The sequence below is a fragment of the Plantibacter sp. VKM Ac-2885 genome (assembly GCF_015351205.1).
GTDB lineage: Bacteria > Actinomycetota > Actinomycetes > Actinomycetales > Microbacteriaceae > Plantibacter > Plantibacter auratus.
Map to the genome: position 1 here is coordinate 87,902 of NZ_JADKSK010000001.1, position 23,013 is coordinate 110,914.

Genomic DNA, 23,013 nt, shown 5'->3' on the forward strand with positions numbered 1-23,013 from the left:
TCAGTACCTCACCCTCGGGTCGATGATCGCCGCGATGATGTCGACGATGAAGTTGGTCAGGGCGACGATGACGGCCAGCAGCGCGACGATCCCCTGGACGGCGACGAAGTCACGCGCCTTGAGGTACTCGCTCAGCATGAAGCCGAGGCCCTTCCATTCGAACGTCGTCTCGGTGAGGACCGCGCCCGCGAGGAGGAGCGCGATCTGCAGGCCGATGACCGTGATGATCGGGATGAGCGCCGGACGGTAGGCGTGCTTCGTCACGAGCCGGAACTCGCTGACGCCGCGCGACCGGGCCGCGTCGACGTAGCCGGAACCGAGCGTGCCGATGACGTTGGTGCGGACCAGCCGCAGGAAGACGCCGGCCGTCAACAGGCCGAGGGCGATCGCCGGGAGCACCGCGTGGGCGAGGACGTCGCTGATCGCCGTCGGGTCGCCGAGGCGGATCGCGTCGATCAGGTAGATGCCGGACGGGTTGGAGATGGTCTGGAGCGTCAGCTCGGTGCCGGTGCTCGCTCGACCGGCGACCGGGAGGATCCCGAGCCAGACGGAGAAGACCAGCTTGAGCAGCAGGCCGGCGAAGAACACCGGGGTGGCATAGCTGAGGATCGCGAAGACGCGGAGGCCCGCGTCCTGCCAGCGGTCGCGGCGGGCGGCGGCGAGCATGCCGAGCGGGATGCCGACGATGAACGCGACGATGAGGGCGTAGATCGCGAGTTCGAGGGTCGCGGAGCCGTAGGTGAGGAGGACCTCGATGACCGGGCGGTTGTCGGAGATCGTCGTGCCGAAGTTGCCGACGGCGATCTGTCCGAGGAACTCGAAGTACTGGACGAAGAGCGGCCGGTCGTAGCCGGCGGCGCTGATGCGTTCCGCAAGTTGGTCGGCTGGGAGGCGACCTCCGAGCGCCGCGGTGATCGGGTCACCGGTCAGGCGCATCAGGAAGAAGACCATGGTGACGAGGATGAACACCGTCGGGATGATCAGCAGGAAGCGGATGACGAGGTACCGCCAGAGTCCGCCACCTCCGGAACGTCTGGCCGCCTTGGGGGGTGGGGTTGCGACAGCTGCCGTCATTGCAGTGGATCCTCCTCGATCACCGACTCGGTAGAGCCCGGACAGACGATCGGGGCGGCTCTGTGGAGCCACCCCGATCGCGACGTCCGACTCACCATAGTCGGCTATCAGTTGGTCAGGCTACTCAGCCCTTGGTGATGGGGGCGTAGCGGAACTTGAACGACGCATCGAGGACGGTGCCCTCGATGTCCTTGCCGACGACCGCCACCTGAGCGCCCTGGAGCAGCGGGATGGTCGACAGGTCGGCCGCCTCCGTGTCCTGGATCTGCTCGATGAGCTTGGTCCGTGCGTCCGCGTCCGTCGTCGAGCGCTGCTCGTTGATGAGGTCGTTGACGGCCGGGTTGTCGTAGTGGTTCGCGAGGAAGTTGTCCGTGGCGAAGAACGGCGTCAGGTAGTTGTCCGCGTCGGAGTAGTCCGGGAACCAACCCAGCTGGTACGCCGGGTAGACGTCCGTCGTGCGGTCCTTCGAGTACTGCACCCACTCGGTCTGCTGCAGGTTGACGGTGAACAGGCCGTCGGCCTCGAGCTGGTCCTTGATGAGCGCGTACTCGTCGCCGGAGCCGGAACCGTAGTGGTCACCGTTGTACTGGAGGTTGAGCGCGACCGGAACGGTCACACCGGCTGCCTCGAGCGTCTCCTTCGCCTTGGCGGCATCCGGGCCGCCGTCGCCGTCGCCGTAGAGGCCCTTGAGGGACTCGGTGGCACCGGTCAGGCCGGCGGGCACGTAGGAGTAGAGCGGCGTGTAGGTGTCCTTGTAGACGTCCTTGGCGATCGCAGCGCGGTCGATCAGGTCGGCAGCGGCCTGGCGGACGGCGAGCGCCTTCGCCGGGTCGGCGTCAGCGGTGGTCGCTCCGTAGGGCATCGTGTCGAAGTTGAAGACGAAGTAGCGGATCTCGCCACCGGGGCCGTCGACGACCTTGACGTTCTTGTCCTTCTTCAGGTCTTCGATGTCGGTCGCGGAGAGGCTGCGCGATGCGACGTCGATGTTGCCCTGCTTGACGTCGAGCTTCAGGTTGGACTCGTCGGTGTAGTACTTCACGTTGACGGTGTCGTTCTTCGCCTCGCCGAGGAGGCCCTGGTAGTCGGCGTACTTCTTGTACGAGATGAGCTCGTTGAACTTGTAGCTGTCGATCGTGTACTGGCCGGCGAACGCCTTGCCCTTGACGATGTCGTTGTCGGGCGTGACCTCGGTGGCGGAGAAGACGTCTTCGTCCACGATCGGGCCGACGGGGCTCGAGAGCACCTGTGGGAAGGTCTGGTCGTTCTCGGTCTTCAGCGTGAAGACGACGGTGAGGTCGTCGGGCGCGTCGGTCTTCTCGAGGTTGCTGAGGAGCGACGACGGGCCGTTGTCGTCGGCGATGGCCAGCTGACGGTCGAAGCTGAACTTCACGTCCGAGGAGGTGAGGTCGTTGCCGTTGGCCCACTTGAGGCCCTTCTTGAGCTTCACCGTGTACTCGGTCGGCGAGGTGAACTCGGCCGACTCGGCGATGTCGGGCTCGACGTCGGGGCTGTTGTACGGCGTGTTCAGGAGGAAGGGGAAGACCTGGTTCATGACGGCGAAGGAGCCGTTGTCGTACGATCCGGCCGGGTCGAGCGTCGTGACCTTGTCGGTCGTGCCGATGACGATCGTGCCGCTGGCACCGCTGCTGGAGCCGCTGCCACCGGCGGCGCAGCCGGCGAGGGCGAGGGCGGTGATGGACAGACCCGCGAGCGCGACGGCGCTCTTCCGGAATCCACTACGTGGGGATGACATTGATGTCGACCTCGTTTTTCTGTGTGTGAGAGACGGCACGGCTGTGTGCAGGTTCTTCGCACGTGCTTGTAGAGGATTACAGCACGCTCCGAACAAATCCCTCAAACCGAGAAGCCTTCCGGTGCAGATTCGTTACGAGCACGAAACGTGCGCGAGCGACATCTCTAGCGCAATGACCGCGCGTTTCGCCAGGTTCGGACGCCACCGAGATCCCGGCCTCGACGCCCCGATGGCCGGGGTCGGTCAGTACCCGCGCTCGGCGTCGAACCGGTTCAGCAGCGGTCCGCCTGCACGGTAGCGGGCGAGGTTCTCGATGAACAGTGCCGTGAGCGTCGCGTTCTCGCTCTCGACCGTGGACGCCGAGTGGGGCGAGATGAGGACGTTGTCGAGGTCCCAGAGCGGTGAGTCCGCGGGCAGCGGCTCCTCGCGGAAGACGTCGAGCGCCGCGCCACCGAGCTTGCCCGACCGAAGTGCCTCGATCAGCGCGTCCTCATCGACGACCTGCCCGCGGGAGATGTTGACGATGGCGGCGCCGTCGGGCAGGAGCGCGATCCGGTCGGCGTCGATGAGGTTCTCGGTCTCGGGCGTGAGCGCCGTGCAGAGGACGAGCACGTCGGTGCCCGGCAGCACCTCGTCGAGCCGGTCCACATCGCTCAGCTCGACACCGTCGGGGAGCTCATAGGTGCCGCCGACCCGACCCACCGCGGTCACCCGTGCGCCGATGGCGTCGAAGGTCCGCACCACGTTCGACCCCATGCCGCCGACGCCGACGACCGTGACCCGCATCCCGGCGAGCTGCCTGGTCGTGTACCGCTCGAACCGGCGCTCACGCTGCCGTCGCTGGAGGAACGGAACACCCTTCACCACGAAGAGCGCCCCGGTGAGGGCGAACTCGGCGAGTGGTACGGCATGCACGCCGCCCGCCGTCGTGACGGTGATGCCGCTGCCGTCGAGTCCGGTCCGGCGCATGAACGCACCGATGCCGGCGCTCGTCGCCTGGATCCATCTCAGGTTCGGGGCGCGCTCCGGCAGTGCCGCCGGGTCCTGCCAGTCGAAGTCGAACGCGACGTCGGCCCGGGCGAGCATGTCCGCCCACCGTTGCTGGTCCGCTGCGGACAGCTCGGGTGCCGGCCCACGGTGATCGGCGACGTACTGCGGGACCGCGACGAGCGTCGGGTCGTACAGCACCTCGACATCCGGGTGGGAGGCGCCGATCGCCTCGACGTACTCAGGCTCGAGGTGACTCGCGATGAGGATCCGCATGATGGTCCATCATGCCCTGCGATGCCCTGCGCCCGGACTCAGTCGTTGATGGCGGCGTTGGCCGCCTCCTGCGCCTTCTTGAGACCGTCGGCGACGGGCGTCGTGCCCGCGAAGATCTCCTTGAAGATCGGGTCGTAGGCGGCGAGTCCCTTCGCGTACCCGGCACCCGTCGGCGGCGCGATGGTCTTCGCGTCGTCGGCGATCACGTCGAAGAAGGGCTGCACGTCGACGTCCTGGCCCTTCCAGTAGTCGAAGTACTGCTTCTGGGCCGCGGTGACGGCGGGGACCGCCGAGCCGGACGAACCGACGGGGGCGTTGCCCTCGGTGCTGCCCAACCAGGCGAGCACCTTCTTCACCTGGTCGGGGTGCTTCGTGGCCGCGTTGCCCGCTGCGGCGATCCCGTTCGTGACGCTGACCTTGCCCGCAGGGCCGGCCGGGAGCTCGGCGACACCCCAGCGGAAGTCGGCACCGTCGTGCACGGCCTTCAGGCTGTAGAGCCCCGACTGGAACATCGCGACCTTGCCCTGGAGGAAGGCGTCGCGGGAGAAGTCGCCGTCGGCGTTCGTGGAAGCGGCCGGTGGGGCGACCTTGGCACCGTTGATCGCGTTGACGAGGTAGTTGACGGACTCGCTCGTCTTCGGGTCGTTGAACGCGAAGTCGTCGCCGTCCTGGTATTTCCCGCCGTTCGAGCCGATGAACGGCAGGAGCACGGCCTGCAGGTCGTACCCGAGGCCGGTGCCGTAGGTCGCGGGCGCCGCCGGGTTGAAGCCGGGCTGGTCGGCCGAGACCCCGGCTGCGTCCTTCGTCAGCTTCTTCGCCAGGGGCAGGAAGGTGTCCTTCGTCGCGTCGGGCGACCACGTCGCCTCCTCGAGCTCGGCGGGCTTCACGCCGGCCGCGTCGAGGAGGTCGGCGTTGTAGTAGACCGCGATGCCGGCGTCGGACAGTTGCGGGACGGCCCAGAGCTTGTCGTTCCGGGTGAACTGGCTGACGACGCTCGGCGCCCAGTCCTTCGAGGCGTCCTTGCCGAGCGTCTGCCCGACGTCGAGCACGCTCCCGCTGTCCGCGTACCCGGCGAGATAGGAGTTGTTCAACCAGAAGACGTCGGGAGCGGTGTCCGCCGCGACGTCGGTGCGGAGCTTCGTCCAGTAGTCCGCCCATTCGACGACGTCGACGCGGACACGGATGTCGGGGTTCTCTCGCTCGAAGGCGGCGAACGAGGTCTCATAGGCGTCGGCGACGGCGGCATCCCAGACGCGAACCGTGACCGTCGTGCGCTCCGTGGATCCGGCGGCGCAACCGCTCAGCATCAGGGCGGAGGCGGCCGCGATCGCGAGGGCGGCGTGTCGCTTGAGCATGAGAATCCTTCGTTCCGTGAACCTCAGGGAGGCTAGCAGTTCAGTCTGAACGCTCGCGAGCTGTCAGAAACGGTCAGTGTGACGCCGTCTGACTGTGCGTTTGTGACAGTTCGCGGGCAGGTGGAGCTGTCACCGGGAGGACCACCAGTCGAGGAGGCGGCGGGTGGCCTCCTCCTCGCCGAGCGGGCCCTCGTCGAGACGCAGCTCCAGCAGCCAGCGGTACGCCTCGCCGACCTCGCGACCGGGTGCGATGCCCAACACCTCCTGGATGCGGTTGCCGTCGAGGTCGGGCCGGACGGACTCGAGCTCCTCCTGCTCCTGGAGCTCGACGATGCGCTGCTCCAGGTCGTCGTAGGCGAAGCCGAGGCGGTCGGCCTTGCGCCGGTTGCGGGTCGTGACATCGGCGCGGACGAGCATGTGCAGCCGCTCGAGCAGCGGACCGGCGTCGCGGACGTAGCGCCGCACCGCGGAGTCGGCCCACACGCCCTCGGAGTACCCGAAGAACCGCATGTGCAGCTCGACAAGCCGCGCGACGCTCTTGATCGTGTCGCCGTCGTACCGGAGCGCGGTGAGGCGCTTCTTCGCCAGCTTCGCACCCACGAGGTCGTGGTGGTAGAAGGTGACGGCTGCGCCGGGGCCGGTCTTCTTCGTCGCCGGCTTGCCGATGTCGTGGAGGAGCGCGGCCCAACGCAGGACGAGGTCGGGCGCCTCGCCGGGGTGCCGCGAGTGCTCGTAGCCGATCGCCTGCTCGAGCACCGTGAGCGAGTGCTGGTAGACGTCCTTGTGGTGGTGGTGCTCGTCGGGCTCCAGCCGGAGCGCGGGCAGCTCGGGCAGCACGAGGTCGGCGATGCCGGTGTCGACGAGCAGCTCGAGGCCCGCGCGCGGGTGGTCGGTGGCCAGCAGCTTGCCGAGCTCGGCCTGGATGCGCTCGGGGCTCACGATGGAGATGGTCTCGCGACGCTCCTCCATGGCCTCGATGACGTCGTCGGTGGGCCGGAAGCCGAGCTGCGAAGCGAACCGCGCGGCTCGGAGCATACGCAACGGGTCGTCGCCGAAGGAGACCTCGGGCGAGCTCGGCGTCCGCAGCAGGTGGGCGACGAGGTCCTCGACGCCGCCGGACGGGTCGACGAGGGTGATCTCGGGGATGCGGAGCGCCATCGAGTTGACCGTGAAGTCGCGCCGACGCAGATCGTCTTCGAGGGTGTCGCCGAACGCGACGACCGGCTTGCGGGTCACGCCGTCGTAGGCGTCGGCCCGATAGGTCGTGATCTCGACCGTGTCGGCGTGCTCGACGCCGTCGTCGTCGGTGACGGTGACCTTCGCGCCGATCGTCCCGAAGTCGCGGCCGACGTCCCACCAGGCGCTCGCCATCGGCTTGAGGACCGCGAGGATCTGGTCGGGCGAGGCGTTCGACGTGAAGTCGAGGTCGCTCACGGTGCGACCGAGCATCGCATCGCGAACCGGTCCGCCGACGAGGGCCAGTTCGTACCCGGCTTCGTCGAACGCCGACGCCACCCGAGCGACCACGGGCGACGAGGCCAGGTCCTGCAGGCGCACCAAGGATTCCGCCACGCTCACCATGGGTCAATCGTACCCGGACGCCGCCTGCGACCCCGTCGTCGTCAAGCCGCGAGCGGTCCCGGGCGACGGCCGTACAATAACGATGAACCCACTCCCCAGCAGACCAGAGGCGGACACGATCACGAACGAACTCGACGACCAGCGGCCAACCGTCGGCACTCAGGCACCGACGGCCTTCACCAGTACCGCGAAGGACCCGATTCCGCCGGAACTCCCGTTCACCACCGCCCCTGAGCTCGTCCTCGTGACCGGTGGCTCCCGATCGCAGCGCTTCGACCGCCCCGACGTCGTGCAGCGCAAGGGCGTGTACACCCTCATCAACGGTCACCTGACCCCACAGCAGTCGATGGTGGAGGACCTGCTCGCCGTCGCCGACGTGCTCGACGCGGCCGAGATCGAATACCTCCTCATCCGGGGCGAGCACGACCGCCCCGTCATCGTGGTCGACCGCTCCCTGCGCAAGCGCCTGCAGACCGCACTCGCGGAGGCGTTCGCCGACGAGCCCTTCTACAGCGTGCCGCTCAAAGCGCGCATGTCGACGGTGAAGCCGGCCGGCGATCCGCACCTCCTCTCCGACGGCCTGCTCACCGGCGCCCGCAAGGCCGAGGTGTTCCGGCTGTACCGGCCGCGCATCGAACCGCTCGGCCGCCTCCGCTACGGCATGGAGACCGCCCTGCAGCTCGAACTCTGGCGCTTCGGCGACGAGGAGATCACCGCTCCCGTGGAGAACGTCCTCATGCGGACGTACATGCCCCGCACCGAGGCCGTCGAGACGACCGTCGAACGCTACGGACGCAGCTGGCGGACGCTCGAGCACATGTTCGGCGCGCTCGCGAGCGATGTCACCTTCGACATCGACCTCGTCTTCTCGTGGGTGGACGGCTCCTCCGAGGAGTTCCAACGCGCCCGCGCCAAGCGGATGCAGAGCTACGTCGTCGGCGACGGCGACGACTCCGACGCCCGCTTCCGCCAGATCAACGAGCTCAAGTACGCCCTTCGCAGCGTGCACACCTTCGCCCCGTGGATCCGACGCATCTTCATCGCGACCGACTCCCCCGCGCCCGAATGGCTGGCGGAGCACCCGAAGGTCACCATCGTGCGCAGCGAGGAGTTCTTCGGCGACCTCGACGCCCTGCCGACGCACAACTCCATGGCCGTCGAGAGCCAGCTGCACCGCATCGAGGGGCTGTCGGAGCACTTCCTTTACTCCAACGACGACATGTTCCTCGGCCGACCGATCAGTCCCGAATTGTTCTTCTCACCGGGCGGCATCAGCAAGTTCGTGGAGGCGACCACCCGCATCGGCCTCGGGGCGAACGACCCCTCGCGCAGCGGCTTCGAGAACGCGGCCCGCGTGAACCGTCGACTCCTGCACGAGCGCTTCGGACGCGTCACCACCCGTCACCTCGAGCACTGCGCCGCGCCCCTCCGCCGGAGCATCATGGCGGAGATGGAGCAGGAGTTCGCGGAGGAGTTCCGCGCGACCTCCCACAGCGCGTTCCGTGCGGCCGACAACATCTCGGTGACGAACTCGTTCTACCACTACTACGGCCTCATGACGGGTCGCGCGGTGCAGCAGACCCAGGCGAAGGTCCGCTACATCGAGACGACGCTCAAGCAGTCGCTCGGGCAGATGGAACGACTCCTCAAGCGACGCGACCAGGACATGTTCTGCCTGAACGACGGCAGCCGGCCGGAGATCTCGGTGGAGCAGCGCACCACCGCGGTGATCGACTTCCTCGAGCGGTACTTCCCGTTCCCGGCCCCGTGGGAGCGCGAGGCCGCCGTGCCGAGCGCGCTCGAGATCGAGCCCGCCAAGCTCAGCTGACCGCCCTTCGACAGGCTCAGGGACCGGACGGGGTGCTCAGGGACCGGAATCGGTCACTGAGCCGAACCCGGTCACTGAGCTTGTCGAAGTGCCGCCCGTCGACAAGCTCAGGGGACGATGCGCTCTGCGCGGAGGCGGTCGAAGATCGCGGTGAAGGCGTCCAGCGTCCGCCGGTAGCCGGTGAAGCCGGCGAGTCGGCTCTTGCCCATGTCGGTGACGACCTCGATGTCCCGGCCGAGGTCGCCGTCGGTGTGCCACCACGACGCCACGCGGGAGAGGTCGGCCTCGACGAGACCGTGTTCGGCCACCTCCTCGGCCCAGGTGCCCTCGACGCCCGCCATCTGCTGCTCGAGCGGACGCGGCTCGGTGTCGAAGCCCTCCGGCTCGACGCCGAGGTGCGCCGCCAGTCGCGGCCACATCCAGCGCCAGCGGAAGACGTCGCCGTTGACGATGTTGAACGCCTCGTCCGCACCGGCCGGTGAGGTCGCAGCCCAGAGCATCTGCTCGGCGAGGAGTCCGGCGTCGGTCATGTCGGTGAGGCCGTTCCACTGGGTCTCGGAACCGGGGAACACGAACGGTCGGTCGAGTCGCTTGCAGAGCGCCGCCTGCACCGCGAGCGTGGACGCCATGTTCATCGCGTTGCCCACCGCATGTCCGATCACGGTGTGGGAGCGGTGCACCGACCAGGTGAACCCCGCTCGCGCAGCCGCGGCGAAGAGCTCGTCCTCCTGCTCGTAGTAGAAGTTGGGCGTGTCCAGTCGGTCCTCGTCCTCGTGGAACGGGGTGTCGGGCATCTCGCCCGCCGCGTAGGCCTCGAACGGGCCGAGGTAGTGCTTCAGGCCGGTGACCAGGGCGACGTGCTGAACGGGCTCGGCGGAGAGGGCGGCGAGCAGGTCGCGGACCATGCCGCCGTTGACCCTGATGTTCTCGGCCTCGGTGTCCTGACGTGACCAGGCGGTGAAGAACACGTGGGTGACGCCGGTGCCACCGAGGGCGCGCGCGAGGTCGGCCGCGTCCCGGAGGTCGGCCGCGACGTGCTCGACCTGCGGGTGGGCCGCCGGCGCGCGGCGAGAGAGGGCGAGGATCCGCCAGCCACCGTCCTCGAGGAGCTGCGACACGATCGCGGAACCGGTGATGCCGCTGGCGCCGACGACGAGTGCGGTGCGGGGTGCTTCTGGGGAGGTCATCCGTCCACGATAGGCGCGTCGGACCGGGGAGGCTCCCGGAACGGCGGACCCGCCGGGCTGCGGTACCCTGCCGGGCTGCGGCCCTTCGACAGGCTCAGGGAGCGGGGAACGTGCGGCCCTTCGACAAGCTCAGGGAGCGGGGAACGTGCGGCCCTTCGACAGGCTCAGGGAGCGGGGAAAGGCGAGGCCCTTCGACAAGCTCAGGGACCGGAGGGAAGTTCAGGGAGCGGGGAGGTGCCGCCCTAGACGAGGACGCCGATCGGCATCGTCAGCGGCGGCTCCGGCTGCACCGGCACCGTGTCCGACACGGGAAGCTCGATGCCGTCGCGAGCGAGCAGGCGCGCACTCTCCTCGGCGTCGATGTAGTGCAGCGGCGGGGTCTCCCCCAGCGGCACCACCGAGTGCAGGACCGTCTTGCCGTACACGTGGACGAGGTTGAACGCCCGCGCGCCGTCGCGACCACGCGTCCCGCCGACGGGCACGTTGAGGTCCTGCGTGTAGCACGTGGCCGAGGCGACCGACACCGGGATGCCCGCGAAGGTCGCGGTCGACGAGTAGTGCAGGTGCCCGGCGATGATGCTCCGGACGTCGGACCCCTCGAGCACTTCGGCGAGCTTCGCCTGATCGCGCAGCTCGACGCTCACGGCGAGGTCGAGCACGCTCGGGACGGGCGGGTGGTGCATCGCGAGGATCGTGCCGTGGGGCGCCTTCGTCGAGAGTTCCTCGGCGAGCCAGTCGAGCTGCTCGTCCGACACCTCACCGTGGTGGTGCCCGGGGACGCTGGAGTCGAGGGTGATGACGCGGAGGCCGTTGACGTCGTAGACGCGGTCGACCGGGCGGGTGGTCGGCACCTCACCGAACAGCCCGGCCCGGAACGCCTGGCGGTCGTCGTGGTTGCCCATCACCCAGATGATCTGCGATCCGAGGCGCTCGGCGACCGGCTCGACGATGGAGCGGATGCGGTCGTACGCGTCGGGTTCGCCCTTGTCGGCGAGGTCACCCGTGAAGACGATCGCTTCGGGCCGACCTCCGGACGCCTCGAACTCGGCGAACAGGTGACGCAGATGCGTCTCGCTGTCGACGCTGTCGTAGAGGCTCCCCCCGCCGGCGAGGAGGTGCGTGTCGCTCACATGGAGCAGGAAGTGATCGGGCCTCGGGTACTCGGCCGTGCGAAGACTCACGTGACAACTCTCGTTCGAGCGATGCTCTCCGAACCGCATCGCAGCTGTTTGACCATCTGACCAGACTCGGTTGAACGGCAACGGAACGCCACGCTACGACGCGGGAAACTCGTGAGCAAGGTCACGAGCCGACATCCAGGGGACTCACACCTGACGGTGGGCTGCGGGAGGATGTCCGCATGCCCTACCTCGACGACGATGAGCAGCCGCTGCAGCGGATCGATCTGGCGCAGATCCCCCCGACCGGACGCCGGTTCCGGCTCGAACGGCGGATCGGGTTCCAGGAGCACGCACCTGACGGTCCCGTCGTGTGGGCACCGGCGTCCGACGGCGGGCACGACGGCGGCCGCACGGAGGGATGGACCGACCTCGCGTCCGTCCCGGGCGTCCTGTGGAGCTTCATCGGCAGCTACGGCCGGCAGTCCGCGCCGGCCGTCGTGCACGACCACCGGGCGCTCCTCGCACTCGGGCTCCCGGCGGACCAAGCACTCGAGCAGCGGTTCGAGGACGATCGACAGTTCCGCGTCGGCCTCCGCCAGCAGCGGGTGCCGCTCCTCCGGGCCTGGCTCATGTGGGCGGTCGTGTCGGTCGAGCGGTACGTCAGGCACGCTCCAGGCATCGCCGCCGTACTGATCGGGCAGTCGGTCCTCGGGGTCCTGGCCGTCTGGGTCGCGACGATCGGACTCGTCACGCCCGTGCTCGGCGCTCCGACGCCCGGGTGGCTCGGCCTCGCGATGGCACCCGCGGTCCTCGCCGTGTGCTGGCGGGAGGAACGGAGACTCCTCGTCTGGTTGCCGTACGCCGGTGCGCTCCTCGGGCCGCTCCTCCTCGTCCAGCTCGCGGCGGTCGGCGCGTTCCGCCTCCTCGAACTGCTCGTCCGGGAGACGATCGACCGCCCGTTCATCGACGACTCCCCCGGCCCCGTCGGCCCGCCGACCCTCCGCTGACCGGTTCCCTGACTCAGGAACGCCTCGGCGTGTCGAGCGCGGGGGACCCGACACGCCGAGACGCTCCTGAGACAGGGACGGAGCAGGGGTCCGGCTAGGCGCCGGGGAGGGTGCCGAGTCCGTCGACGACCGGGATCGCCGCGAGGAGCCGCTGCGTGTAGGCGTCCTGCGGGTCGGACCAGACGCGGTCGACCGGACCGTGCTCGACGATGCGACCGGCGCTCATGACCGCCACGTCGTCCGCGATGACCCGCACGACGGACAGGTCGTGGCTGATGAACAGGAGCGCCGCGCCGGTCTCGACCGCCAGCTTCCGCATGAGCTTCGCCACCCGTGCCTGCAGGGAGGCGTCGAGCGACGCGATCGGCTCATCGCCGATGAGCAGCTCGGGGCCCGCCGCGATGGCCCGGGCGATCGCGATGCGCTGCCGCTGGCCACCCGAGAACTGGTGCGGGTAGCGGGTGCGGCTGGCGGCGTCGAGCTCGACGTGCTCGAGCAGCTGACCGACGTCCCACGCGTCGCGCACCGGGTTGACCCGGAGGCCGTCCTCGATCTGACTCCCGACCGTGCGGCGCGGGTTCAGCGACGCGTACGGGTTCTGGAAGACCATCTGGATCCGCAGCAGTTCGGGTGCGCGCTTCCGGAGGCCCAGCTTGCCGATCGGCGTGCCGTTGAACGTGATCGCGCCACCAGAAGTCGGTTCCAGGCCGCAGACCGCTCGCGCCAGGGTCGACTTGCCGCAGCCCGACTCCCCCACCAGGCCGAGCACCTGTCGGGGTTCGAGGTCGAAGCTCACGCCGTCGACCGCGTTCAGCGTGCCGCGACCGGGCAGCTTGTACGTCACGTGGACGTCGTCGAGGTGCAGCAGCGTCATGACGCCGCCTCCGTTCCCGTGTCGGGCAGCGCGTCGATGAGCGCCTTGGTGTACTCGTGCTGCGGATCGGTGATGACCTGGTACCGGCTGCCGTGCTCGACGATCTCGCCGAGCCGCATGACCGCGATCGTGTCGGCGAGCGCCGACATCACCCCGAGGTCGTGGGTGACGAGGATGATCGCGATCCCGAGCTCGTCGCACAGCTTCCGCAGCAGGCGGAGGATGCCGGCCTGGACCGTGACGTCGAGGGCCGTGGTCGGTTCGTCGGCGATGAGCACGGAGGGCTCGCACATGAGCGCCGAGGCGATCGCGATGCGCTGCAGCTGTCCGCCCGAGAACTGGTGCGGGTACTTGCGCAGCGCCGCCTCCGGGTTCGGGACGGCGACGAGGCCGAGCATCTCGAGCGCCCGCGCGTGGGCGGCCGCCTTCGAGGCTCCCGTGTGGTGCCGGTAGTGGTCGACGAGTTGGGCCTCGACCGTGAGCATGGGGTGCAGGCTCGCGGTCGGGTCCTGGAAGATCATCGCGACCTCCGTGCCGCGGTATCGGTTCATGGTGCGCTGCTTGAGCCCCACGAGTTCGGTGCCGTCGAAGCGGATGCTGCCGCCGAGGTCCGCGCCGGCCGGCAGGAGCCCGCAGATCGCGAGCCCGGTCATGGTCTTGCCTGACCCTGACTCACCGGCCAGTCCGGTGATGCGACCGGCGGGGACCTCGAGGTCGATGCCGCGGAGGATCTGCTTGGTGGCTGCCCCGCGACCGAAGCCGAGGGTGAGCCCCTCGATGACGATCCCGCCACCGCTGCCGCCTGCTGCCTGCGTCATGTCGCGTCCTTTCGGGTCGCTCGCACCGCGCGCGCCGCTCACAGCGCGCGCCCCTGAACGGCTTCCTGCGACCGGGGGTCGAGGGCGTCGCGGAGGGCGTCGCCGAGGAAGTTGAAGGCGAGCACCACCGTGAGGATGGCGAGTCCCGGGAAGACCGCGATCCACCAGGAGGAGAAGTTCTGCACCCCGTCGGACACCATCGCGCCCCAGTCCGGCGTCGGCGGGACGGCACCGAGGCCGAGGAACGAGAGACCCGACAACAGCAGGATGGCCGTACCGACGTCGAGTGTGGCGAGCACGACGACCGGCGACACGACGTTCGGCAGGATGTCCTTGCCGAGCGAGGTGAACGGTCCGTTGCCGAGCAGACGACCGGCGATGACGTACTCGGCACCCCTGGCTCCGATGACGAGCGAACGCGTCACGCGGGCATAGGCCGGCCACGACACGATGAGCATCGCGATGACGGCGTTCGTGAGGCTCGGGCCGAGCGCTGCGGCGATGACCATCGCGAGGATGATCGTCGGGAACGCGAACACGAGGTCGGCGATCCGCATGATGGTCTCGTCGAGGGCTTTGCCGAAGTAGCCGGCGATCGCCCCGAGGAGCGAACCGATGAGCATCGCGAAGATCACGAGCATGAGGGCGAGCGGGATCGAGACCTGCGCGCCACTGACGACCCGGGACAGGACGTCGCGGCCCACCTGGTCGGTGCCGAACCAGTGCGCGGCACTCGGGGCCTGCAGCCGGTCGAAGTCCTGGGCGAGCGGGTCGAACGGCCGGATCCACGGCGCGAGCACCGCGACGAGCAGCCAGAAGAGCACGATCACACCACCCGCGACGGCGAGCGGGGTGCGCAGCTGCTTCGAGATGCGGAGGCGGCCCTTGCGCTTGGTCTGGACGGCGAGGACGTCGGTCATGCCACCCTCACTCTCGGGTCGATGAAGCCGTACAGCACGTCGACCAGGAAGTTCAGGCCGATGTACACGAAGCCGACGATGAGCCCGACGCCCATGATCGCGGGCAGGTCGAGTTTGGTCGCCGCGGAGTACGCGTACTCGCCGAGGCCGTGCCACGAGTACACCTTCTCGACGAGGACCGTCCCGGACAGCAGCGACCCGAAGGCGACGCCGAGCACGGTGATGATGGGGACGAGCGCACCGCGGAGGACGTACCGGGTCACGACGACGTGGCCGGGAAGGCCCTTCGCCCGCGCTGCCCGGACGTAGTCGAGGTCGAGCACCTCGAGGATCGCCGACCGTGCGAACCGGGTGAGTAGACCGATCGTGTAGAGCGCCAGGACCGAGGCGGGCAGGATCAGGTGGGCGATGGCGTCGCCGAAGGTCGACCACTGGCCGGCAAGCAACGCGTCGATCGTGTACATCCCGGTGACCTTCGGCGGCGGGATCGCCGCGGGCGAGAGCCGCCCGGAGCCCGGGAACCAGTGCAGCTGGGAGAAGAACACGAAGTAGACGACGAGTGCGAGCCAGAACGACGGCACCGAGATGCCGATGAGGCTCACGACCCGGATGACCTGGTCGGTGATCGTCTTGCGTCGCAGCGCGGCCCACATGCCGAGACCGACGCCGATGATGATCGAGATGACGATGGCGGTGAGCGCCAGTTCGGCCGTGGCCGGGAAAGCGCGACCGAGTTCGTCCGCGACGGCGCCGCGGGTCTGCTGCGAGGTCCCGAGGTCACCCTGGAACAGGTTCGCGACGTACGTGACGTACTGGACGGGCAGTGGCTTGTCGAGGCCGGCGCTCTCGCGGAACTGCGCGACGATCGTCGGATCCGCTGCGGCCTGCTCACCGAGCGCCGCCTGCACGGGGTCCGCGGGGACGAGGTTGGTCAGCGTGAAGGTGACGAGCGTCACCCCGAACATCAGGAGGACCGTGAGTCCGAGCCGGATGCCGAGGTAGCGCGCGAGCGGGTGGAGACCCGCTCGCGCGCTGGACGTCGTCGGTGCGACGCTACTTGATTCCGGCAAGATCGACGGTCCAGGTCGGGTTCAGCGGAACCTCGGTGATCGTGGTCGCGGTGACCACGTTCTGCGCCGGCTGCAGGAGCGGGATGAACGGTCCGCTCGCGTTCTGCGCCTTCTGGAGGTCCTGGTACGCGGCGGCACGGGCGTCCGTGTCGGTCGCGGCGAGCGCCGCGTTCGCGAGGTCGGTCACGGTCGGGTCGGCACCGGCCGGCCAGCCCGCACGGAGGCCGACGAGCTCGCCCGGCGTGAACGCGAGGTAGTTCGACGGGTCCGGGAAGTCCGGGCCCCAGTACCAGAGACCCACGGTCTCCTTGCCGTCGCGGTAAGCGTCCAGCTCGGTGGCGACCGGAGCCGGGGCCAGCGTGATGGTGATGCCGACCGACTTCAGCTGCGCCTGGACCGACTCGGCGATGCTCTGGAGCGACAGCCCCTGCACCGTGATGTCGTTCGGGAAGTTCAGCGTGACGGCTTCGCCCGCGTAGCCGGACTCCTTGAGGGCCGCCTTCGCCGCATCGGCGTCGAACTGGTTGCCGTCGGCGGCGTCGAGCGCACCGTTGAAGATCGAGGGGATGAAGCCACCGGGACGGACGGAACCGTCGCCGGCGAGGTCGACGATCTTGTCGTAGTCGATGCCGAGCTTGACGGCCTCGAGGAACTTCGGGTTGCTCGTGATGTCGCTGATCGCGGGGTCCTGGTTGAGCATGAGGAAGATCATGTAGCGCGAGGGGTTCGCGATGATCTTCACCTTCGAGTCGTCGAGCTCGGAGACCTGGTCGGGGTTCAGGTCGAGGGCGACCTGCGAGTCACCGGCCTCGACGTTGAGCTTCTGGGTCGGGCCCTGCACGTTGCGGAGGACGACGCGCTCGTACGCGGGCTTGGTCCCCGTGTACTCGGGGTTCGCCGTGAAGACGACCTGCGAGGCGGCGTCGAAGGATTCGAGCTTGTACGGGCCGGAGCCCGCGGAAGTGGTGTTGAGGAACGACTCGGCCGCGTCGTCGGCGGTCGCGCTGCCACCGTTCTCTTCGACGACCTTCTTGTTCACGACGCCGAGGGCTGGGTTCGGCAGGATGAACGGGAGGGCGGGGTTCGGCGTCGCCGAGGTGAGCGTGAGGGTCGTGTCCGAGGTCTTCTCGATCGTGACGCCGTCGAGCAGGAAGGACGGGTTGCCCTTCACGCCCTGGACGCGCTGCAGCGAGAACACCGCGTCGTCGACGGTCACGTCGGAGCCGTCGGAGAACTTCTTGCCGTCCTTCATCGTGAGGGTCATCACCGTGTTGTCGGCGTTCATCTCGTAGCTCGCGAGGCCGTCGACGGGGGCGGTGACGTCGTCGCCCTTGAAGGTGAGGAGGGTCTCGTAGAGCGCCTTCGCGACGATCGAGCCGGTCGTCTCGTACTCGCGGTTCGGGTCGGCGGTCTTGAGGTCGAAGGACGCGTCGACGACGAGCGACTTGCCCGCGCTGTCATCGGAGCCACCTGAGGGGGAGCAGGCGCTGAGCGCAAGGCCGGCGGCGAGGGCGAGGCCGAGGGCCGCCATGCCGCGCCGGCTCGTGCGGCTGAAGGATCGTGACAAGGTGGAGCTCCTTATCTGGTTGGAGGGATGAGCTGAAAGTAGTGCGATACGCGATCATTCGTCAATCCACAAGCCGTTACCAAAGAAGAATTGTCTCGATTTCGCGGCGAATCTGCCATATCCTCTCAATCGACCGCCAGGACCACCGCCGAATCTGGACGTTTGGAGCAATCGATGCAACTCGACGACACCCACATCCGCATGTTGGAGCTGCTCCGGGAGGACGGGCGGGCTTCGGTCGCCGCACTCGCGGAGGAACTCGGGATCTCCCGCTCGAACGCCTACTCGCGCTACGAGGCGATGCTCCGCGCCGGCGTCCTGAAGGGGGTCCACGCGGAGATCGAGCCGGCCACGGTCGGGCTCGGTGTCGCGGCCATGGTCTTCATCACGCTGCGCCAGAGCCAATGGGCGGACTTCCGCGCGCGGCTGTCCTCGGTCCCGGAGCTGGAGTACTTCGCCGTCACGACCGGCGAGCACGACGCGATGATGCTGATCCGGGCCCCCGACGTGGCGGCGATCCACGAACTGGTCGCCACCCGGCTCGCGCAGTGGCCGTCCATCAAGGCGACGACGACCGTCTTCCTCATGGACGAGGAGCGGTCGAACGTGTCGCTCCGCATGACGAGGTCCGAGCGCACGAGCGTCGAGGACTCCGGCGAGCGCTTCGGCATGACGCGGTTCGTCCGCACGAGCGACGAGCGCGCCCAGCGGGTGCCGGAGCGACGCGGACGCTGACCGGGCGTCGGTGGCGCGCCGGCCCTGGCCGGTTCAGGCGGCGGCGATCTCCCGACAGACGCTGACGTGGGCCTGCCCGTCCGGGCCGATGAAGTCCTCGGTGAGGACGAACGAGCCGTCCTCGGCGCGGGAGATGATCGAGCTCGCTTCGCCGCGCGTCGTCAGGTCGCCGGCACGATTGCGGTGCACGAACGAGATGTCGATGCGTTCGCCGGTGCGCACCCCGCAGAACCGTCCGACGGAGACGGTGTCGCCGACGTATTCGCCCCAGAGCACGCCGTGCGTCTCGTGGTAGACGAATCGCGTGGGCGCGTCGGCGTCGACGACGCTCGCGGACGACGACACCATGTCGAACACCTTCGCATCGAGGTTGAAATCGAGCGTGGCACTGGTGCCGGTGTCGGCGGTTCCTGTCATGCCGTCATTCTGCGGAGGCGTCCGAACAGGTGTCAACCTGCCGACGATCCGTCCATCCCGTCCATCACCTGAGCCGGTCGGACAGGACGAAACGCCGGATCTGACGACACCGACGAGATGTTCCGCTGGCTCCAGGCGTCGCAGCTTGACGGCGTCCACCGCGGGTGGCTTACTGATCTCCATGTGTCCAGACAGCCTGCAGTTCCGCGACCCCCGCACCCAGCCGCTCCCCCGGGACGACGCGTTCCGCGAGTACCTCGCGACGGGCTGGGGTGCGGTGGACCGCTCCGTCGACCTCGCCGAGGGTGCCGGCGCAGCCGCCGGGCGTCACCGCGACGTCGTCAGCGCGCAGTTCCCCGGCCGGTGGCTCGTGGTCACCGCGGGACGCGCCGTGACGCGCGCGAACGACACCGAGTTCCCGTTCCGGCCCGACAGCGACTTCGTGTGGCTCACCTCCTGTCAGGCGGAGGGCGCCGTCCTCGTCATGCGGCCGACCGCCGGTGGGCACGACGCGACGCTGTACCTCGCCGAGCCCGTCGGTCCCGGTGAGGAGGCGTTCTACGCCGACGCCATGCGCGGCGAGCTCTGGATCGGCCCGTCCGCCGGACTCCCCCAGTGGGCGGAGGCGCTCGGCATCGAGGTCCGCTCGCTCGAGGTGCTGGACGAGTCCCTCGCCCTCGTACCCGCCGACGCGCTCCGCGCAGGCGCCCCGGAGCCCCGGGTCGACGGTCGATTCGCGGCGTCGCGAGCGCTCCTCATCGCCCTGTCCGCCGCGAAGCTCGTCAAGGACGACTGGGAGATCGCGCAGCTCCGCGCCGCCGTGGACGCCACGGTCGGCGGGTTCCGCTCGGTCGTGCGCGAACTGCCCGCCGCCATCGAGTTCGGCGGAGAACGCTGGTTGCAGTCGACCTTCGAGCGCCACGCCCGCACCTTCGGCAACGGTGTCGGGTACTCGACGATCATCGGCAGCGGACCGCATGCTCCCACGCTGCACTGGACGCGCTGCGACGGTCCGGTCCTCCCCGAGCATCTCATCCTCATGGACGCCGGTGTCGAAGCCCGCTCGTTGTACACCGCCGACGTCACGAGGACCTTCCCGGCGAGCGGGTCCTACACCGCGGCCCAGCGCGAGATCCACGACCACGTCGAGCGGGCCCACCGCGCCGCGATGTCGGAGGTGGGCCCCGGCCGGTCGTTCATCGACATGCGGAACACGGCCTACGAGCAGATCGCCACGAGCCTCCGCGAACTCGGCATCCTGCAGGTGTCGGTCGACGAGGCGATGTCGCCGAACGGCCAGCAGCACCGCCGCTACCTGCCGAGCGGCACCGGCCACCATCTCGGACTCGACGTGCACGACTGCGCCCGCATCGGCGACGAGCGGTACCTCGACGAGCCGTTGCAGCCGGGCGCCGTCCTGACGGTCGAACCGGGCCTCTACTTCCACGCGAACGACCTCACCGTGCCGCCGGAGCTGCGCGGTATCGGCATCCGCATCGAGGACGACCTGCTCGTGACCGCCACCGGCCACGAGGTCCTCTCCGCAGCACTCCCGATCAGCGCGGACGGTCTCGAGGCCTGGTTGCGGAGCTGACCGACGGTTCACGACTCAGGACGGTCGCCGCGTGTCGCGGCCCTTCCGTTCGGCGCGAGCAGCGACTCGCCGGGGCGTCCTGCGTTGTGAACGCGCCTAGGCTTGCACGGTGAGTCAGCCCGACGCGCCCATGCGCACCGCCGTCCGCCCGAGCCCCGGCGTCATCGCGACCCTGCGGAACCCCAGGGCTTTCAGTGTCGAGATCCTCGCCGGGATCGTGACGACGCTGGCGCTCATCCCCGAGGTCATCTCCTTCTCGATCATCGCCGGCGTCGACCCGAAGGTCAGCCTTATCGCCTCCGTCGTCCTCGCGATCTCGATGTCGATCCTCGGCGGGCGCCCGGCGATGATCACGGCCGCCGCGGGAGCCGTCGCCCTGGTCGTCGCGCCGCTCGTCAAGGATCACGGCGTGGAGTACCTGCTCCCCGCGGTGATCCTCGCGGGCCTCATCCAGATCGTGTTCGGCGTGACCGGTCTCTCCCGACTCATGCGGTTCATCCCCCGCTCGGTGATGATCGGCTTCGTCAACGCGCTCGGCATCCTCATCTTCGTCGCCCAGGTCCCCCACCTGCTCGGCGTCCCGTGGCTCGTCTACCCGCTGTTCGTCATCACGGTGCTGATCGTCCTGCTGCTCCCCAAGCTCACCACCGCGGTGCCGGCGCCGCTCGTCGCCATCGTCGTCGTCACCGCGATCACGATGATCGCGCACGCCGCCGTGCCGACCGTCGGCGACCAGGGCGACGTCTCCGGCGGCCTCCCCGGGCTGACCGCGCTGCTCGTGCCGCTGAACCTCGAGACGCTCGGCATCATCTGGCCGACCGCGCTGAGCGTCGCGTTCGTGGGGCTCATGGAGACCCTCCTCACGGCGAAACTCGTCGACGACATCACCGACACGACGTCGTCGAAGGGGCGCGAGTCGTGGGCACTCGGCGTCGCCAACATCCTGGCCGGTTGGTACGGCGGGATAGCCGGCTGCGCGATGATCGGTCAGACGGTCGTGAACGTCAAACTGGGCCGCGCTCGGACGAGGATCTCCACCTTCATCGCCGGCGTCTTCCTCCTGCTGCTCGTGACCGCGCTCAGCCCGGTGATGGCGCAGATCCCGATGGTCGCGCTGGCCGCCGTGATGATGATCGTCGCCATCAAGACCGTCGACTGGCACAGCGTGCGCCCGTCGACCCTGCGACGGATGCCGATCCCCGAGACGGTCGTGATGGTGGTGACCGTCGCGGTGGTCGTCATCACCCACAATCTCGCGATCGGCGTCGCTGCAGGAGCCGTCCTCGCGATGGTGCTCTTCGCGCGGCGCGTGGCCCACGTGATCCGCGTCCGCCGGGTCCTCGCGGACGACGCCGCCTCCGTCCGCTACAGCGTCATCGGCCCCCTGTTCTTCGGCAGCAGCAACGACCTGGTCGAACAGTTCGACTACGCGGCCGATCCCGCGGACGTCGTCGTCGACTTCACCGCCTCGCAGATCTGGGACGCCTCGAGCGTCGCCGTCCTCGATGCTGTGCAGGAGAAGTACGCCGCGCACGGCAAGGAGGTCGTGTTCACCGGACTCGACGAACGCAGCTCGGCCTTCCACGGGAAGCTCACCGGCCACCTCTGAGCCGAGGGCTCCCCCGCCCGACGACGAAGTCGCCGATTCGCAGGCCACCAGAGGATGATGGAGTCATGGCAGAAACCGGAACGCCCAGAGTCGCGGTCTACATCGACTTCGACAACATCGTCATCTCGCGCTACAACCAGCTCTACGGGAAGGCGGCGTTCAGCCGGGATCGCGCGCGGTCCCACGTGCCCTCCGCCGCACCCGAAGGCGATGAGATCTCCGAGCGCCTGCAGGCCGCTCGCGTCGACGTGGGCGCCATCCTCGACTACACCTCGTCGTTCGGGAACATCGTCATCAGCCGTTCTTACGCCGACTGGTCCGAGCCGGTCAACTCCGCGTACCAGAAGGACCTCGTGGACCGCGCGGTCGACCTGACGCAGATGTTCCCCACGACGAAGGCGATGAAGAACGGTGCCGACATCCGCCTCGCCGTCGACGTCGTCGAGGACCTCTTCCGCCTCCCCGACCTCACGCACATCGTGATCGTCGCAGGCGATTCGGACTACATCTCCCTCGCGCAGCGCTGCCGACGCCTCGGACGCCACGTGATCGGGATCGGTGTCGCAGGCGCGACGAGCCGAGCCCTCATGGCGGCGTGCGACGAGTTCTCCGACTACGACGACATCCCCGGGATCGTCCGCCCGGTCGTCACGCGCACGCCCCGGACCCCTGCCGCCGTCGAGAGCACGGCGGAGGTCTCCGCTGAGGAGACACCGAAGTCCACGCCCAAGTCCGGCGGGCGTCGTCGCGCCTCGTCCGGGTCTACGCCGACGGCCGAAGCACCAGTCGCCCAGACACCTCCGCGGATCGGCGGCCTCTTCACCGAGCCGGTCTTCAGCCACCGCGACGCCGACGACCTGGACGACACCGACGACGAGACCGCGGACCCCTCCGGCCCCGACGCACAGCGCGCGGCGACCGAGCTCCTCGTTCGTGCGCTCCGTCTCGTGCACGCCAAGAACGACGACGAGGACTGGCTCCTGAACGCCGAGGTGAAGAACCAGATGATCCGCATGGATCCGGCGTTCAAGGAGAAGCCGCTCGGCTACCGCTCGTTCAGCGACTTCATCAACTCCCGGTCCGACCTCGTCGAGGTGAACCCGGACGCGAGCCCCGACGGACGTCGTCTCCGACTGCGCGAACTGGGCTGAGCCCGGCCCGGCAGCAGGAGATCAGCGCCGCAGCAGGAGCGTCCGCCTTCGGGCGTCCTGCTGCCGCGCGGATCTCCTGCTCCGGCGCT

General features: G+C 68.8%; 19 protein-coding genes. 6 read left to right on the forward strand and 13 right to left on the reverse strand.

Annotated features, from left to right (window positions below):
• The 5 genes from ITJ66_RS00480 to ITJ66_RS00500 form a co-directional block, all read right to left on the reverse strand.
• Positions 1–1,074, reverse strand: coding sequence for an ABC transporter permease (locus ITJ66_RS00480; protein WP_124767788.1), 1,074 nt, complete (start codon positions 1,072–1,074; stop codon positions 1–3).
• A 124-nt stretch (positions 1,075–1,198) separates the two neighbouring features.
• On the reverse strand, positions 1,199–2,827 hold the full coding sequence (locus tag ITJ66_RS00485; RefSeq protein ID WP_079704272.1) for an ABC transporter substrate-binding protein: 1,629 nt from the start codon (positions 2,825–2,827) through the stop codon (positions 1,199–1,201).
• A gap of 243 nt (positions 2,828–3,070) precedes the next feature.
• The gene (locus ITJ66_RS00490) at positions 3,071–4,090 is read right to left on the reverse strand and encodes a D-2-hydroxyacid dehydrogenase (protein WP_137242971.1); all 1,020 of its coding nucleotides are present in this window, start codon (positions 4,088–4,090) and stop codon (positions 3,071–3,073) included.
• Positions 4,091–4,128: 38 nt separating this feature from the next.
• Positions 4,129–5,445 carry a sugar ABC transporter substrate-binding protein gene (locus ITJ66_RS00495; RefSeq protein ID WP_194642820.1) on the reverse strand — a complete coding sequence of 439 codons (1,317 nt, stop codon included), beginning with the start codon at positions 5,443–5,445 and terminating at the stop codon, positions 4,129–4,131.
• A 129-nt stretch (positions 5,446–5,574) separates the two neighbouring features.
• A complete protein-coding gene (locus ITJ66_RS00500; RefSeq protein WP_194642822.1) occupies positions 5,575–7,026 on the reverse strand; it encodes a CCA tRNA nucleotidyltransferase in 1,452 nt (483 codons plus the stop codon).
• Positions 7,027–7,108: 82 nt separating this feature from the next.
• On the opposite strand from ITJ66_RS00500, the gene ITJ66_RS00505 reads away from it, so the two are divergent.
• Positions 7,109–8,854: a stealth family protein gene (locus ITJ66_RS00505; RefSeq protein WP_194642824.1), complete on the forward strand. Its 1,746-nt coding sequence runs from the start codon at positions 7,109–7,111 to the stop codon at positions 8,852–8,854.
• Between the two features lie 107 nt (positions 8,855–8,961).
• Here ITJ66_RS00505 and ITJ66_RS00510 read toward each other — a convergent pair whose 3' ends face one another.
• Complete coding sequence (locus ITJ66_RS00510) at positions 8,962–10,041, reverse strand: SDR family oxidoreductase (protein WP_194642826.1); 1,080 nt, start codon at positions 10,039–10,041, stop codon at positions 8,962–8,964.
• A gap of 242 nt (positions 10,042–10,283) precedes the next feature.
• Positions 10,284–11,222: a phosphodiesterase gene (locus ITJ66_RS00515; RefSeq protein ID WP_229939153.1), complete on the reverse strand. Its 939-nt coding sequence runs from the start codon at positions 11,220–11,222 to the stop codon at positions 10,284–10,286.
• A 179-nt stretch (positions 11,223–11,401) separates the two neighbouring features.
• Here ITJ66_RS00515 and ITJ66_RS00520 point away from each other — a divergent pair, with 179 nt between their 5' ends.
• On the forward strand, positions 11,402–12,169 hold the full coding sequence (locus ITJ66_RS00520) for a DUF1353 domain-containing protein (protein ID WP_194642828.1): 768 nt from the start codon (positions 11,402–11,404) through the stop codon (positions 12,167–12,169).
• Between the two features lie 94 nt (positions 12,170–12,263).
• On the opposite strand, the gene ITJ66_RS00525 is transcribed toward ITJ66_RS00520, so the two are convergent.
• From ITJ66_RS00525 to ITJ66_RS00545, 5 genes are read right to left on the reverse strand one after another with little or no spacing between them, the layout of a single operon-like run.
• A complete protein-coding gene (locus ITJ66_RS00525; protein ID WP_079003721.1) occupies positions 12,264–13,043 on the reverse strand; it encodes an ABC transporter ATP-binding protein in 780 nt (259 codons plus the stop codon).
• The gene (locus tag ITJ66_RS00530) at positions 13,040–13,861 is read right to left on the reverse strand and encodes an ABC transporter ATP-binding protein (RefSeq protein WP_194642830.1); all 822 of its coding nucleotides are present in this window, start codon (positions 13,859–13,861) and stop codon (positions 13,040–13,042) included. The genes ITJ66_RS00525 and ITJ66_RS00530 overlap by 4 nt, the downstream gene beginning before the upstream one ends.
• A gap of 38 nt (positions 13,862–13,899) precedes the next feature.
• Positions 13,900–14,781: an ABC transporter permease gene (locus ITJ66_RS00535; RefSeq protein ID WP_079704282.1), complete on the reverse strand. Its 882-nt coding sequence runs from the start codon at positions 14,779–14,781 to the stop codon at positions 13,900–13,902.
• Positions 14,778–15,851 (reverse strand): ABC transporter permease, encoded by a 1,074-nt coding sequence (locus ITJ66_RS00540; RefSeq protein WP_228501403.1) that lies wholly within the window; start codon positions 15,849–15,851, stop codon positions 14,778–14,780. Before ITJ66_RS00540 ends, ITJ66_RS00535 begins: the two co-directional genes overlap by 4 nt.
• Positions 15,835–17,418, reverse strand: coding sequence for an ABC transporter substrate-binding protein (locus ITJ66_RS00545; RefSeq protein ID WP_197977346.1), 1,584 nt, complete (start codon positions 17,416–17,418; stop codon positions 15,835–15,837). Before ITJ66_RS00545 ends, ITJ66_RS00540 begins: the two co-directional genes overlap by 17 nt.
• Before the next feature lie 174 nt (positions 17,419–17,592).
• On the opposite strand from ITJ66_RS00545, the gene ITJ66_RS00550 reads away from it, so the two are divergent.
• Positions 17,593–18,153 carry an Lrp/AsnC family transcriptional regulator gene (locus ITJ66_RS00550; RefSeq protein WP_079003723.1) on the forward strand — a complete coding sequence of 187 codons (561 nt, stop codon included), beginning with the start codon at positions 17,593–17,595 and terminating at the stop codon, positions 18,151–18,153.
• Positions 18,154–18,186: 33 nt separating this feature from the next.
• Here the strand turns inward: ITJ66_RS00550 and ITJ66_RS00555 are convergent, their stop codons facing one another.
• Positions 18,187–18,570, reverse strand: coding sequence for a hypothetical protein (locus tag ITJ66_RS00555; RefSeq protein ID WP_198425018.1), 384 nt, complete (start codon positions 18,568–18,570; stop codon positions 18,187–18,189).
• Between the two features lie 181 nt (positions 18,571–18,751).
• On the opposite strand from ITJ66_RS00555, the gene ITJ66_RS00560 reads away from it, so the two are divergent.
• The 3 genes from ITJ66_RS00560 to ITJ66_RS00570 all read left to right on the forward strand — a co-directional run bounded on the left by ITJ66_RS00560 (position 18,752) and on the right by ITJ66_RS00570 (position 22,924).
• Positions 18,752–20,164 carry an aminopeptidase P family protein gene (locus tag ITJ66_RS00560; protein WP_194642833.1) on the forward strand — a complete coding sequence of 471 codons (1,413 nt, stop codon included), beginning with the start codon at positions 18,752–18,754 and terminating at the stop codon, positions 20,162–20,164.
• 130 nt (positions 20,165–20,294) lie between these two features.
• Positions 20,295–21,773, forward strand: a complete 1,479-nt coding sequence (locus ITJ66_RS00565) for a SulP family inorganic anion transporter (RefSeq protein WP_124770051.1) — start codon at positions 20,295–20,297, stop codon at positions 21,771–21,773.
• 65 nt (positions 21,774–21,838) lie between these two features.
• Entirely contained in the window at positions 21,839–22,924 is a 1,086-nt protein-coding gene (locus ITJ66_RS00570) for an NYN domain-containing protein (protein WP_192019996.1), read from the forward strand.
• The last annotated feature ends 89 nt before the right edge of the window (positions 22,925–23,013 follow it).